Origin of the sequence: Lysinibacillus sp. NPDC056959, assembly GCF_042674095.1 — a bacterium.
Classification (GTDB): Bacteria; Bacillota; Bacilli; order Bacillales_A; family Planococcaceae; genus Lysinibacillus; species Lysinibacillus zambalensis.
This window is the reverse complement of record NZ_JBHURE010000024.1, coordinates 24,591-37,942: the sequence shown is the minus strand read 5'-3', so window position 1 is coordinate 37,942 and position 13,352 is coordinate 24,591. Positions and strand designations below refer to the sequence as shown.

Sequence of the window (13,352 nt, the reverse complement as noted above, 5' to 3'; positions counted from 1 at the left end):
ACAGCTACAAGTGTTTTCTGCGCGAAAGCGAAGCGACAGCGGCAAAATGTTTTCTGCGCGAAAGCAAAGCGTCAGCGGCAAAATGTTTTCTGCGCGAAAGCAAAGCGTCAGCGGCAATTATGCCGAGGCATAATTGATTAAAGGAGCGATAACAAATGACAGGGAAAATTATTTTACCTCCACAACCGGGGAAGCCTAGTGATGTAGAGCGTATTAAAAACGATAGTAATTATCTACGCGGAACATTAGAGCGTACGATGAACAATCCATTAAGTTCAGGTATTCCAGAGGATGATAACCGTCTAATGAAATTCCATGGTAGTTACTTACAAGACGACCGTGATCTTCGGAATGAACGCCAGCGTCAAAAGCTTGAGCCTGCCTATCAATTTATGGTGCGTGTCCGTACACCGGGCGGAGCAGCAACTTCAGCACAATGGCTAGTAATGGATGAAATGGCGAGAAAGTATGGTAATGGCTCTTTAAAATTAACGACACGTCAGGCATTTCAAGTGCATGGCATTTTAAAATGGAATGTTAAAAAATATATGCAGGAAATTAATGAGGTGTTATTAGATTCTCTTGCAGCCTGTGGAGATGTCAATCGTAATGTGATGTGTAATGTGAATCCAAATCAATCCGCATTACATGAGGAAATCTATAATTGGTCTGCCAAATTAAGTGAGCATTTACTACCTAGAACACGAGCTTACCATGAACTATGGCTAGATGGAGAAAAGGTAGTTGATAGTCAGGAAGAAGAAGTTGAACCTATTTACGGTGCGCAATATTTGCCACGGAAATTTAAAATTGGTATTGCGATTCCGCCAAGTAATGATGTGGACGTATTCTCACAAGATATAGGGCTGATTGCAATTGTGGAGGAGGGTAGGCTAGTAGGCTTTAACGTAGCTGTTGGTGGAGGAATGGGCATGACACATGGCGATCATGAAACATACCCACAGCTTGCTCGCATAATTGGCTTTATCACACCTGATAAACTACTGGAAACAGCGGAGAAAATTATTACGATTCAGCGCGATTATGGGAATCGTTCGGTTCGTAAAAATGCACGTTTTAAATATACAATTGATGCAAGAGGACTTGAGTGGTTTAACGAAGAACTAATTCGTCGTCTAGGTTGGACTATTCAAGAGGCCCGTCCATTTACGTTTAATCGCACGGGTGATGAGTTTGGTTGGATTAAAGGGGCAGAAGGTCAATGGCATTATACATTATTTATTCAAAATGGTCGTATTAAGGACTTTGAAAATTATGAGCTGTTAACAGGATTACGTGAAATTGCGAAAGTGCATACAGGTGATTTTCGCTTAACGCCAAACCAAAATTTAATGATTAGTAATGTGACGCCGCAAAAGAAGAAAAAAATTACTGCTATTATTGAGCAATATAACCTTACAGATGGAGCGCACTATTCTGCATTGCGCCGAAATTCGATTGCTTGCGTATCATTACCAACATGTGGTTTAGCTATGGCAGAAGCCGAGCGTTACCTGCCTTCTCTAATTACAAAAATAGAAACAATTATTGAAGAAGCGGGCTTAAACGATACAGAAATCGTTATTCGCATGTCAGGCTGTCCGAATGGTTGCTCGCGTGCAGCAATGGCTGAGATTGGGTTTATCGGTAAAGGTCCAGGGAAATATAATATGTATTTAGGAGCAAGTTTTACTGGTGAGCGTCTCAATAAAATATATCGTGAAAATATAGGTGAGGAGGAGATATTAGCGGAGCTTCGTCCAATCCTGCTCCACTATACGAAGGAACGTCTAGATGGCGAGCATTTCGGTGATTTTGTTATTCGTGCGGGTTATGTAACAGCTGTTCACGACGGACGAGATTTTCATCATAAATAAAATAATAGCCCTGTAGCATATTTTCTCTGCTCCAGGGCTTGTGTTGTTGTGTCTTATTAAATAAAGTCTGGGTCTTCGGCAAAACAAGTGGTTGATTTCCGTTCCGACTGGGCGCTTTGTTGCTGTCGCTTCGCTTTCGCACAGTTAAAACATTTGTTGCTGTCGCTTCGCTTTCGCGCAGAGCAGAGCTTCCTGGGGGCGTCTGATGAGCCGCTTTTGGTGTTGCTGACGCTACGCTTTCGCACAGAAAACACCCGCTACGCTGCAGGGTCTCGGGCCAATAGGATGTTGGTCACGAAGGCGTTATCACAGGACGTGATGTTTTTAGCCTTCGTTCCTCTATATCGCTGATCCCCAAGGAGTCGCCCAGTCTCCACTCCAATCAACCACTTAACATAGTGTGTATCTTCTGGCATGTCACTCTAATTTATAGTGATAAAACGGAACTTCAGTAAGGTGTTTCAAAAGCGAAGCGTCAACAACAAGATGTTTGTTGTGCGAATAGTAGTCTAGAACGGAAATCATCATCATTTAAAGCGGCAGAACATTTCACAATATTTCCTTGATCATTTTTTTTCAACATTATGAGACGTGTAGCAAGATATTTGCTACACGTCTTTTTTAAATGGAAAAATCTTCAGGGATAAAGACTTTTAATTGCTTTGGTTTAACAAATACATGGTCACCAACCTTAAGCTGAAGATTAGTAAATTGTTCTTTAGTCAGTTCTGCCTCTAAAAATTCATCCATATCTTCACGACGTAGCTCAACCTGCACGATAGGTCCGAGTAAATGAATATGGTTTACTTTGACGGGGACAGTACCAGATACATTTGTTTTCTCAATATGAATATCATGGGGACGTACATAGCCTACCGCATGATCCTCTGTGTGTACCTGTACGTCAGGTACATCAATCGCAAATTCACCATGTAGGAGCTTCCCATTATGTAACCGTCCTTTAAAGAGATTCACATTACCTAAAAAATCATAAACAAAAGGGCTATTTGGATTTGTGTATACGTCGTCTGGGCTACCAATTTGCTCTATCTTGCCGTTGTTCATCACGACAATTCGGTCTGCAACATCAAGTGCCTCTTCCTGATCGTGTGTGACAAAAATACTTGTAATATGAAAATCATCGTGAAGCTTTCGAAGCCAACGACGCAATTCCTTGCGCACTTTAGCATCCAGTGCTCCAAAAGGTTCATCTAATAAGAGCACCTTGGGCTCCACGGCCAGAGCTCTAGCAAGTGCGACTCGCTGACGTTGCCCACCCGAAAGCTGTGTTGGATAACGATCAGAAAAATTTTCTAGTTTGACGAGTCTTAGAAGCTCCATTACTTTGTTCTTTATTTCTAATTTAGATGGTCTTGTTTTACGAGGACGTACTTTAAGACCGTAAGCGACATTATCAAAAACTGTCATATGGCGAAAAAGTGCATAATGCTGGAACACAAAGCCAACATTGCGCTCCTTTGGATGGCGATCGATCATCGATTGGCCGTCAAATAAAATCTCTCCAACATCTGACGTTTCAAGCCCAGCAATAACGCGTAGTAAAGAAGTTTTGCCAGAACCAGATGGGCCGAGAAGGGCAACCAGTTCACCTGATTGAATATGAAGAGAAACATCTTTTAAAGCTTGAAAGGAACCGAATTTTTTCGATACATTTTTAATGTGAATGCTCATGCTGACAATACCTCCTATCAATTATGCCTCGGCATAATTGCGTCCGGAATCGGTTTTGTGCATGCACAAAGAACTCCTTTCCGATTTCCGTGACATCCGCCGAGGCTTTGGGCCAACAAGATGTTGGTCACTCAGTCGTTGCCACAGGACGTGGCGTTTTTAGACTGAGTTCCTCTATGTCAGCAGGTGTCTTTTGTACCGAAAGCGTAGCGACAGGTACAGATGTTTATACACCCGCTAGAAAGTAATTTAAACCCGCATTCATCTCACCACCTATAGGGGTGGATGACATCTGTAACTGCCGTTGCACTTTCATTACAGAAAATAATTGCTGAAAGAAGTTAAGCAGATTTTGATTTCCAAGCAACAATATCTTTAACGATAAGTGTAATAATAGCGATCACGCTCATCAGTGAAGCAACGGCAAAAGCTGCTGCAAATTGATACTCATTGTATAAAATTTCAATATGAAGAGGCATTGTATTTGTCATTCCACGAATATGCCCTGATACAACAGAAACGGCGCCAAATTCACCGATTGCCCGAGCATTACAAAGTATAAGGCCGTACAATAAGCCCCATTTGATATTTGGCAATGTCACATACCAAAATGTTTTAAAACCATTAGCACCAAGTGAAATGGACGCCTCTTCTTCGGAAGTACCTTGTGTCTGCATAAGAGGAATGAGCTCCCGCGCAACAAAGGGCAACGTGACAAAGATGGTAGCTAGGGCAATACCAGGTAGTGCAAAAACAATTTTTATGTCATGCTCAAATAGCCAATCCCCAAATAGCCCCTGTGAGCCAAATAACAAAATAAACACTAAACCTGCAATAACGGGAGATACTGCAAAAGGAAGATCGACGATTGTAAGTAATAGATTTTTCCCTTTAAAGTTGAACTTTGTTAAAGCCCAAGCAGCCATAACGCCAAAGATTGCGTTTAATGGTACGGCAATCGCGACGACAGTTAAGGTTAACTTAATAGCTGCCAATGCATCTGGATGTGTGATAGCTGCTACATATACGTCGACTCCTTTTTGAAAGGCAGTGAAAAAAATTGATACTAGTGGAAGCACAATGAAAAATGCTAAAAAAGCTAGCGCAATAAATGTTAGCGTATATCGGACAAAACGTGGCTCTTGTAAGGCAGCAGACTTTGTCACTGCATTATTTTTTTCAGGAGCAACTTGCTGAATAAATGTAGACTGTTCCATAAATACCTCCTAATGTACAAAGCGACGATTTGCCAACCATTGTATTAAATTAATGCTAAATAATAGGATGAAGGACGTGACAAGCATGACCACTGCAATAGCAGTTGCACCAGCATAGTCATATTGCTCGAGCTTAGTCATAATTATTAATGGTGTAATTTCAGTCTTCATCGGCATATTACCTGCGATAAAAACAACAGAGCCATACTCTCCTAGTGCACGTGCAAAGGCTAATGAAAATCCTGTTAAAATGGCAGGAGCAAGCTCTGGAAAAATCACTTTACGAAAGGTTTGTAGACGAGTCGCTCCAAGGCTTGCAGAGGCTTCCTCAACCTCAACGCTAATATTTTGTAAGACAGGCTGCACAGTACGAACGACAAATGGTAGCCCGATAAATGTAAGGGCAATAATAATGCCGAGTGGCGTAAAGGCAATTTTAAAATTAAAAAATTGACCAATCCAACCATTTGGCGCATAGAGTGACGTTAAGGCAATTCCAGCTACAGCAGTTGGCAAAGCAAATGGTAAATCGACAAGTCCATCGATGATTCGTTTAAACGGAAAGCGGTAGCGTACAAGCACCCATGCAATGATTGTGCCAAAAATAACATTTAATAAACCAGCAGCGAGTGCAGTACTGAAACTTACCTTATAGGAAGCGACTGCACGAGGAGCGGTCACAATATGAACAAACTCTGCCCAGCTTAAGGACATTGTATGAATAAAAATCATCGATAGCGGCAATAAGACTAGCAAGCTAACATATAGCATCGTATAGCCCAAAGAAAGGTGGAAACCTGGAATAATGCGGCGTGTTTTTTTATTAACAGTTAAACTACTCATCACATGCCTCCTTATTGAGGTACATAAATTTCATCGAATGTACCACCATCTTTAAAATGCTTCGCTTGGGCTTCTGTCCAACCACCGAAATCATCGATTGAAACGAGTTCAAGTTTTGGGAATTGCTCTTGATAATTTGCTAGAATTTTTTCATTTCGTGGTCGATAGTAATTTTTTGCAGCAATTTCTTGGCCACGCTCACTATATAAATGCTTTAAATAAGCCTCTGCTACTTCGCGTGTACCTTTTTTATCAACGATTTTGTCAACGATTGCCACAGGTGGCTCAGCTAAAATACTTAAAGAAGGTGTAATGATATCAAACTCGTCACCCAATTCATGGAGCGATAAATATGCTTCATTTTCCCATGCAATTAAGACGTCACCAATTTTACGTTCAACAAATGTTGTTGTAGCACCGCGTGCACCAGAATCCAGTACTTCTACATTGCTATATAGAACTTTCATAAATTCTTTTATTTTTGCCTCATCATTTTTATATAATTTCCCTGCATAGGCCCAAGCGGCTAAATAATTCCACCGTGCACCACCAGATGTTTTAGGATTTGGTGTAATGACAGATACATCGTCTTTTGTTAAATCACCCCAGTCTTTAATGCCCTTTGGATTGCCTTTGCGTACTAAAAAGACAATAGTAGATATATAAGGAGTAGAGTTATTTTCAAATTCTGTTTGCCAATCTTTATTTAATAGGTCTCGAGCTTGTGCAATCTCATCAATATCGTAAGCTAGTGCTAGTGTAACAACATCTGCCTCTAGACCATCAATTACAGCTCGCCCTTGTTTACCAGAGCCCCCATGTGATTGTTTTATCGTTACATCTTGACCGGTTTCATCCTTCCATTTTTTTATAAAATCTTTGTTGAATTCCTCGTAAAGCTCACGTGTTGGATCATAGGATACATTTAATAGTTCTACAGATTTTTTTGTATCCTGAGCACCTATATCTTTTTCAGAAGAGCTGCTACCACAACCTGTTAATGTTAGAGCTAATGCAGAGATAAGTACTAACAATTGGAAAAGATGTTTCCTTTTTTTCATAAAATTACGCTCCTTTTTGATTTAGGAAATACAAAAGACCATCTACCAGAACGAATAGTAATCGTCTTAAGTAGATGGCCTTCAGATCCTCTGATCAGCATTTTTATATTGGTTTGATTCAAAGCTTAGTTATACATTAAACATATATTTCCTATTAGTCAACAAGGAATTAAAAATACTTCTTTTGATTATCATCATATGCAAGAATACAGTATAAAAATTTGGGCTCATTGAAATGAATTATTTGTAAAAAACCTAGTTGACTACTAGGTGTGCTTTAGTATATATTTGGTAATAAGAAAAATGATTGTAGAACGTGGTAGCCAATACTAGTGAACAATCAATCAATTATGCCTCGGCATAATTGCGTCCGGAATCGGCTTTGTGCTTAGGCCTGCACGAGGGCCGACACGATGTCGGTCATTTCGGTAATGCCACAGGACGTGGCGTTTTTACCGATGCAGGTCAGTTAGCCGTTATCGCATGGATGCGATGATTTTAGGCTAACATCCTTTGCGAACTCCTTTCCGATTCCGTGACATCCGCCGGAGGCTTTAACTTCTTTCAGCGGATTTTTGGATACCGCTGAAAAGTGACTTAAAACTGCATTCATCTCACCACCTATATAGGTGGGAAACTTCTGCTGAAAGAAGTTAAATAGCTGGCTAGTCAAACTAGAGGCGTTTTAACGAAGACATGTCTATATATGTCTTTCGTTAGAACGCCTTTTTTCGTTAAGAGGGGGATTATATGTTAACATATGCAACTTGGCATGAGCCAACATTGAATTTTCAGGTAGACGAAACCTATAAGGCTGCACTAGAGGTTTTACAGTGGAGTTACGCTGAATATGGCGAGGATATCGTCTATGCATGTAGCTTTGGGATTGAGGGAATTGTCTTAATTGACCTTATTTCAAAGGTGAAGCCCGATGCTACGATTATCTTTTTAGATACAGATGTTCATTTTAAGGAAACATATGAAACGATTGATAAAGTAAAAGAAAAATATCCGAAGCTGAACATTATTATGCAAAAACCAGCACTTACTCTCGAACAACAAGCAGCTCAATATGGTGATGAATTATGGAGTTCCAATCCAAATAAATGCTGCGAAATTCGCAAGATTGTGCCGTTACATGGAGCGTTGGCGGGCGCAAAGGCTTGGATATCAGGGTTACGTCGTGAGCAATCACCAACCCGGCAAAATACGAACTTTATCAATCGTGACGATAAATTTCAGTCCATTAAAATTTGTCCACTTATTCATTGGACTTGGAAGGATGTCTGGCGCTATGTCTCAAAGCATAGTTTACCGTACAATCCATTGCATGATAGAGGCTATCCAAGCGTCGGCTGCGAGCACTGTACAAAACCGGCATTTACAATGGATGATTTGCGTTCAGGCAGATGGCAAGGGTCTGGTAAAACGGAGTGTGGATTACATGAATAAAGGGGTTTTGCCATGCTTGAATATGTAGCAATAGCGATTAGTTTATTTTTTGCGATGAACATAGGTGCTAGTGGAGCGGCAGCCTCAATGGGAGTTGCTTACGGAGCAGGTGCCATCAAAAAAGCTTGGCAAGCATTGCTCATTTGCTCAGTTGGTGTTTTTTTGGGGGCAGTCCTTGGAGGTGGAGAAGTAGTAAAAACAATCAGCTCCGGCATAATGCCGCAGGAGTACATTACAGTAAAGATTGTCATTATTATTTTGATTTCTGCGACAAGCTCACTATTTCTCGCCAATCTTTTAGGCATCCCATTATCGACAAGTGAAGTGACAGTAGGAGCAGTTGTAGGTGTAGGGATTGCCTACAAAGTGTTATATATTAAATCATTGCTCGTTATCATATCATTTTGGGTAATAGTGCCAATCATAGCGTTTATCATTGCATTTGTCTTTGGGAAGTGGCTGTATAAATTACGAGTCAAGGGTTGGTTAAAAGATCATTTAATATTAACGATTCTCCTTGTGTTCGCTGGATTTTTTGAAGCGTTTTCAGCAGGGATGAATAACGTAGCAAATGCAGTTGGACCTCTCGTTGGTGCAGGAATGATGAGTGTAACAACAGGAATATTGCTTGGTGGGGCATTTGTAGCGCTTGGCGCAATGCTACTTGGAAAACGAGTGCTTGAAACAAACGGGAAAAAAATTATGCGCTTTGAGAAAGCCGAAGGGATACTAATATCGAGTACAGGTGCATTACTAGTCGGTATAAGCTCTATCTTTGGACTTCCCGTGCCGTTAACACAAGTAACATCCTCTTCAATTATCGGAATGGGGATGGCCAAAAACGGGAAACAAATTTTTCATAAGCATATTGTGAAAAAAATAATCCGTATTTGGATTGTTTCTCCAATCCTTTCTTTAGCCATCTCCTATTTTTTAGTACAGCTATTCTTAGAGAAAGATTTCTATATCATCGTACTAATTGGCAGTGTTATTGTTGGAACGCTTGGTGTTATTAGCTTAATGCGAACAATGCGTGAAGAAGAGCGCTCAATATACGATGCGGGTGAAGGAATTTAAATACCCGAATTACTTTTGGATTAACTGGGGCCAAGACCACTTTTAAAGAGGAGTTGATAAATCAGAGGTGACCCTGACCACTTGTAAGGAAGCCGGTCAATTCAGAAGAATTCCCGATCATTTCTGTAAGGAAGGAATTAATCGAAGAAGCCCAATTTGCCTAAGATGAAAAATCAATGTAAATAAACTTAAATATTAGGCGTGTGGATTAGGAAAATATAGGGTTATTATGGGCTAATAAAATGATTTTTTTGTTGATATTTTACTAATGTATGTCCATTTTAACTGATTGTAGCGCAGGGCTACTCGACTCCCGTGGGAAAGCCAGAGCCTTCTAATTAATTATAGTGGATAAAAATGGTCAATCAACACGCTTGATTAAATATAAAACTGATTAATTCAATAAAATTAGGAGGAGATTTTTATGAGTTTACAACCACATGGTGGACTATTAGTGCAAGCCTTTAATCCAGCAAAGGATATAACGCATATAAATAAAGTTATTGAGCTTGATGCCATTTCACTTAGTGATTTAGAGCTAATTGCTATCGGTGGTTATAGTCCGATTGAAGGCTTTTTAACGCAGGAGGATTATGAATCGGTTGTTGAACATACACGTTTAGCGTCTGGCGTTGTATGGAGTATCCCGATTACATTACCTGTAGCAAAAGATGTAGCGGCAACATTGCAACCCGGTGATGAGGCAAAATTAGTATATGGTGATGTTGTTTATGGCGTTATTGAAGTCACTGACATTTTTGAGCCAAATAAACGGAAAGAGGCATTGTTAATATACGGCACGGAGGATTTGGAGCATCCTGGTGTTAAAAAGTTGCATGAACGTCCAAGTATTTATGTGGGCGGAAAAATTACATTAGTAAAACGTCTAGAGCAAAAGTTCCCAGCCTATTCATTTGATCCGTTTGAAACACGCCAGCTTTTTGCAGAAAGGGGCTGGAAAACAATTGTTGGCTTCCAAACACGGAATCCTGTACATCGAGCACATGAATATATTCAAAAGGCTGCACTTGAAACAATTGATGGGTTATTTTTAAATCCGCTAGTTGGGGAAACGAAATCAGATGATGTTTCAGCAGCAATTCGCATGGAAAGCTACGAAGTTTTACTGAAAAATTATTATCCTGAAAATCGTGTGCAATTAGGGGTGTTTCCAGCTGCCATGCGTTATGCAGGACCAAGGGAAGCTATTTTCCATGCACTTGTACGAAAAAATTATGGCTGTACACACTTTATCGTTGGGCGTGACCATGCAGGTGTTGGCGATTACTATGGTACATACGATGCACAAAAAATCTTTGAACAATTTACGGAAGATGAATTAGGAATTATTCCATTAAAATTTGAGCATAGCTTCTATTGCAATAAATGTGAGGGGATGGCAACGACAAAAACTTGTCCACATGAAAGCTCAGCGCATGTCATTTTATCGGGTACTAAGGTTCGTGAAATGTTGCGTAATGGCGAAGTGCCTCCAGGTACATTTAGTCGTCAAGAGGTTGTGGATGTATTAATTAAAGGAATGCGTCAGGAGGTTATAAAGTGAGTTCAAACATCGTTTGGCACGAAGCGTCTATTACGAAAGAGGAGCGTCGTACACAAAACAAGCATAAAAGCTTTATTTTATGGTTTACAGGTTTGTCAGCATCCGGAAAATCCTCTGTGGCGAATGCATTTGCACGCCGACTCTTTGAACGTGGCAATCAAGCATTTGTCTTAGATGGTGATAATGTTCGCCATGGCTTAAATAAGGATTTAGGATTTGATGAAGCTGGTCGAAAGGAAAATATAAGACGTATTGGAGAGGTATCTAAGCTTTTTGTGGAAAATGGACAAATTGTTCTAACTGCTTTTATTTCACCTTACCGAGAAGATCGTCAAGTTGTCCGTGAGCTTGTGGAAGCTGGGGAATTTATAGAGGTGTATGTGAAGTGTTCTGTTGAAACGTGTGAAAAGCGTGATCCAAAAGGTCTTTATAAAAAAGCACGTAATGCGGAAATTCCTAATTTTACTGGGATTAGTGCTCCCTATGAAGAACCGGAAATTCCAGAAATTATTTTAGACACAGAACTCCATTCTATCGAAGAATGCGTAGAACAGCTCACAGACATATTAACTTCAAAAGGATATATTTAGGCTTACAACCATACGTTATGGTGATGAGTTTATATTTAATAAATTTCTTTTCATAAAGAATCTGCTTACTTTTGAGGTGGCAGATTTTTTATATGAGAAATTCTCCTGTTTTAATCGAATTATTCCATATATTGTGAGATGATTAAATCATCAAACGTTATAGGAGCTGAAAGAAATGAGCATACATATTCAACTATTAACTGAGGATGTTGTAAACCAGAAATTATTAAATGAAATATTGGAACTATGGAATGAAAATGCCATAGAAACGGCAGATTGTGAATTAGGGGAGAGTGAAAGGAAGGGAATTCAAGAACAGCTAGAACAATATATAGAATCAAAATATGGGGCCATTTATATAGCAACGAATGAAAACAATGAAATGATTGGTTTTGGAATGGCTTCGATTAAAAGGGATTTTATTTACGATATGAATTATGGTCAAATAGACGAAGTTTATGTAGTACCAGTATATAGAAGACAGAAGATTGCTAAACGTCTAGTAGATGATTTAGTGAATTGGTTTAATGACGAGCATGATACTACTGTAGTAAATGTTTATGTAGATTTAGAAAATGACTTAGCACTAAACTTTTGGGAAGGTATTGGTTTAGAAAAGGAATTTTTTATGCTATCAAACAATTAAAAAAGTGGCCAATGAAGTCTATTCATTGCCACTTTTTTTGTAAAGTTATTTAATGCCTTGTTCCTTTTTCATTCGATCAATTTCAGGACCAAGCTCGTCGTGTACTGTGCCTTTCCAAGGCTTTACACCAGCGATGTATGAGGAGCGAGTCATAATATGTCCTCCAACAGGACCTGTGATGAACAGGAACAGTATACCAAGCAAAATGCGGGGGTTAAAGTGATCTTCAATGAGCCAGAAGTGAAAGAATACGCCAATAAGTACGCACATGACACCGAGCGTTGCGCTTTTTGAAGCAGCGTGAGCACGTGTGTACAAATCAGGTAAACGGACAAGACCAATGGCAGTCACGACAATAAATAGCACCCCGATAGAAATGAAAAAGATAACTAAACTATTAGCGAGTATTGTCACGTTTAATGATATCTCCTTTCTCTATGAATTTAGAGAAAGCAACCGTACCGATAAACGATAAGATCGCTAACAATAATATAATCTCCAGAAAGAAGCTTGTTTCAACCAATATTGAAAACAGTCCAATTAGCGAGATGACTGATACACCTAATGAATCCAATGCTACCACACGGTCGGATGCAGAAGGTCCTTTAACCATTCGATAAATAACTGCAACCATCGATAAGCAAATCACCACAATTGCAGTAATAATAAACGTTGTCATGATTTACTCACCTCCAAAATCGCTTTCTCAAATGAATCCCGAATTGCAGTAATTGCTTCATCGACATCACTCATGTCGATAGCATGTACATACAACGTTTTTGCATCATCTGATACGTGCACTACTACAGTACCGGGTGTTAACGTAATGAGACTCGATAATAATGTAATTTCCCATTCTTGTGTTAAAACAGTAGGATAGGCAAAGAACGCAGGCTGCATATCCAACTTTGGCTTTAAGACCACTCGAAGCACTTGTATATTCGCTAACACTAACTCTTTTAAAAAGAGTAAAGTCAGTTTAATGATTGCCCATATGCGGTAGACGTAAAGACGGGTTGTAAAAAATCTACGCATAATCATGAGTAATACAATACCGAGAATGAACCCAATGATAAAGCCTGTTGCTGTGTAATTAGAAGAAAGGAACATCCAAACGAAGGCAAGCATAACATTTAAAATAATTTGAAATGCCATATCACTAATCCTCCTTCAATACAGCATCTATATAAATAGATGGATCACTTAATAGTTTTGCTGCATCGTCCATAAATGGGGTAATCCATTCAGAACCAACACCATAGGCTACGGTAATGAGCACTAGAATAACAGTAGGCACGAATAATGTATGATAGACTTTTTTATCGACAGTACC

Annotated in this window: 14 protein-coding genes; 6 read left to right on the top strand and 8 right to left on the bottom strand. The window is 39.5% G+C overall.

From position 1 onward, the window contains the following. Positions 1–155: 155 nt before the first annotated feature. Complete coding sequence (cysI, locus tag ACFTQ7_RS20375; protein WP_386830625.1) at positions 156–1,877, top strand: assimilatory sulfite reductase (NADPH) hemoprotein subunit; 1,722 nt, start codon at positions 156–158, stop codon at positions 1,875–1,877. 621 nt (positions 1,878–2,498) lie between these two features. On the opposite strand, the gene ACFTQ7_RS20370 is transcribed toward cysI, so the two are convergent. The 4 genes from ACFTQ7_RS20370 to ACFTQ7_RS20355 form a co-directional block, all read right to left on the bottom strand. Further along, on the bottom strand, positions 2,499–3,569 hold the full coding sequence (locus ACFTQ7_RS20370; protein WP_386830623.1) for a sulfate/molybdate ABC transporter ATP-binding protein: 1,071 nt from the start codon (positions 3,567–3,569) through the stop codon (positions 2,499–2,501). Positions 3,570–3,910: 341 nt separating this feature from the next. Further along, on the bottom strand, positions 3,911–4,786 hold the full coding sequence (gene cysW, locus ACFTQ7_RS20365) for a sulfate ABC transporter permease subunit CysW (protein WP_386830621.1): 876 nt from the start codon (positions 4,784–4,786) through the stop codon (positions 3,911–3,913). A 9-nt stretch (positions 4,787–4,795) separates the two neighbouring features. Continuing rightward, a complete protein-coding gene (cysT, locus tag ACFTQ7_RS20360; RefSeq protein WP_386830618.1) occupies positions 4,796–5,629 on the bottom strand; it encodes a sulfate ABC transporter permease subunit CysT in 834 nt (277 codons plus the stop codon). Between the two features lie 11 nt (positions 5,630–5,640). Next, positions 5,641–6,690: a sulfate ABC transporter substrate-binding protein gene (locus tag ACFTQ7_RS20355; RefSeq protein ID WP_386830616.1), complete on the bottom strand. Its 1,050-nt coding sequence runs from the start codon at positions 6,688–6,690 to the stop codon at positions 5,641–5,643. A gap of 750 nt (positions 6,691–7,440) precedes the next feature. On the opposite strand from ACFTQ7_RS20355, the gene ACFTQ7_RS20350 reads away from it, so the two are divergent. From ACFTQ7_RS20350 to ACFTQ7_RS20330, 5 genes are all read left to right on the top strand, one after another. Next, the gene (locus ACFTQ7_RS20350) at positions 7,441–8,142 is read left to right on the top strand and encodes a phosphoadenylyl-sulfate reductase (RefSeq protein ID WP_349661317.1); all 702 of its coding nucleotides are present in this window, start codon (positions 7,441–7,443) and stop codon (positions 8,140–8,142) included. A 12-nt stretch (positions 8,143–8,154) separates the two neighbouring features. Then, complete coding sequence (locus ACFTQ7_RS20345) at positions 8,155–9,219, top strand: sulfate permease (protein ID WP_386830614.1); 1,065 nt, start codon at positions 8,155–8,157, stop codon at positions 9,217–9,219. A gap of 424 nt (positions 9,220–9,643) precedes the next feature. Next, positions 9,644–10,783 carry a sulfate adenylyltransferase gene (gene sat / locus ACFTQ7_RS20340; protein WP_386830612.1) on the top strand — a complete coding sequence of 380 codons (1,140 nt, stop codon included), beginning with the start codon at positions 9,644–9,646 and terminating at the stop codon, positions 10,781–10,783. Then, a complete protein-coding gene (cysC, locus tag ACFTQ7_RS20335) occupies positions 10,780–11,373 on the top strand; it encodes an adenylyl-sulfate kinase (protein WP_349661314.1) in 594 nt (197 codons plus the stop codon). Before sat ends, cysC begins: the two co-directional genes overlap by 4 nt. Positions 11,374–11,548: 175 nt before the next feature. Next, positions 11,549–12,019, top strand: a complete 471-nt coding sequence (locus tag ACFTQ7_RS20330; protein WP_386830610.1) for a GNAT family N-acetyltransferase — start codon at positions 11,549–11,551, stop codon at positions 12,017–12,019. Between the two features lie 45 nt (positions 12,020–12,064). Here ACFTQ7_RS20330 and mnhG read toward each other — a convergent pair whose 3' ends face one another. Genes mnhG through ACFTQ7_RS20310 form a run of 4 tightly spaced genes read right to left on the bottom strand, consistent with a single transcriptional unit; the run spans position 12,065 to position 13,316 of the window. After that, positions 12,065–12,433, bottom strand: coding sequence for a monovalent cation/H(+) antiporter subunit G (mnhG, locus tag ACFTQ7_RS20325; protein WP_386830608.1), 369 nt, complete (start codon positions 12,431–12,433; stop codon positions 12,065–12,067). Next, positions 12,417–12,698, bottom strand: coding sequence for a Na(+)/H(+) antiporter subunit F1 (locus ACFTQ7_RS20320; RefSeq protein ID WP_386830606.1), 282 nt, complete (start codon positions 12,696–12,698; stop codon positions 12,417–12,419). Before ACFTQ7_RS20320 ends, mnhG begins: the two co-directional genes overlap by 17 nt. Beyond that, positions 12,695–13,174 (bottom strand): Na+/H+ antiporter subunit E, encoded by a 480-nt coding sequence (locus ACFTQ7_RS20315; protein WP_386830604.1) that lies wholly within the window; start codon positions 13,172–13,174, stop codon positions 12,695–12,697. Before ACFTQ7_RS20315 ends, ACFTQ7_RS20320 begins: the two co-directional genes overlap by 4 nt. 4 nt (positions 13,175–13,178) lie before the next feature. After that, positions 13,179–13,316 carry a hypothetical protein gene (locus tag ACFTQ7_RS20310; RefSeq protein WP_386830602.1) on the bottom strand — a complete coding sequence of 46 codons (138 nt, stop codon included), beginning with the start codon at positions 13,314–13,316 and terminating at the stop codon, positions 13,179–13,181. Between the last annotated feature and the right edge of the window lie 36 nt (positions 13,317–13,352).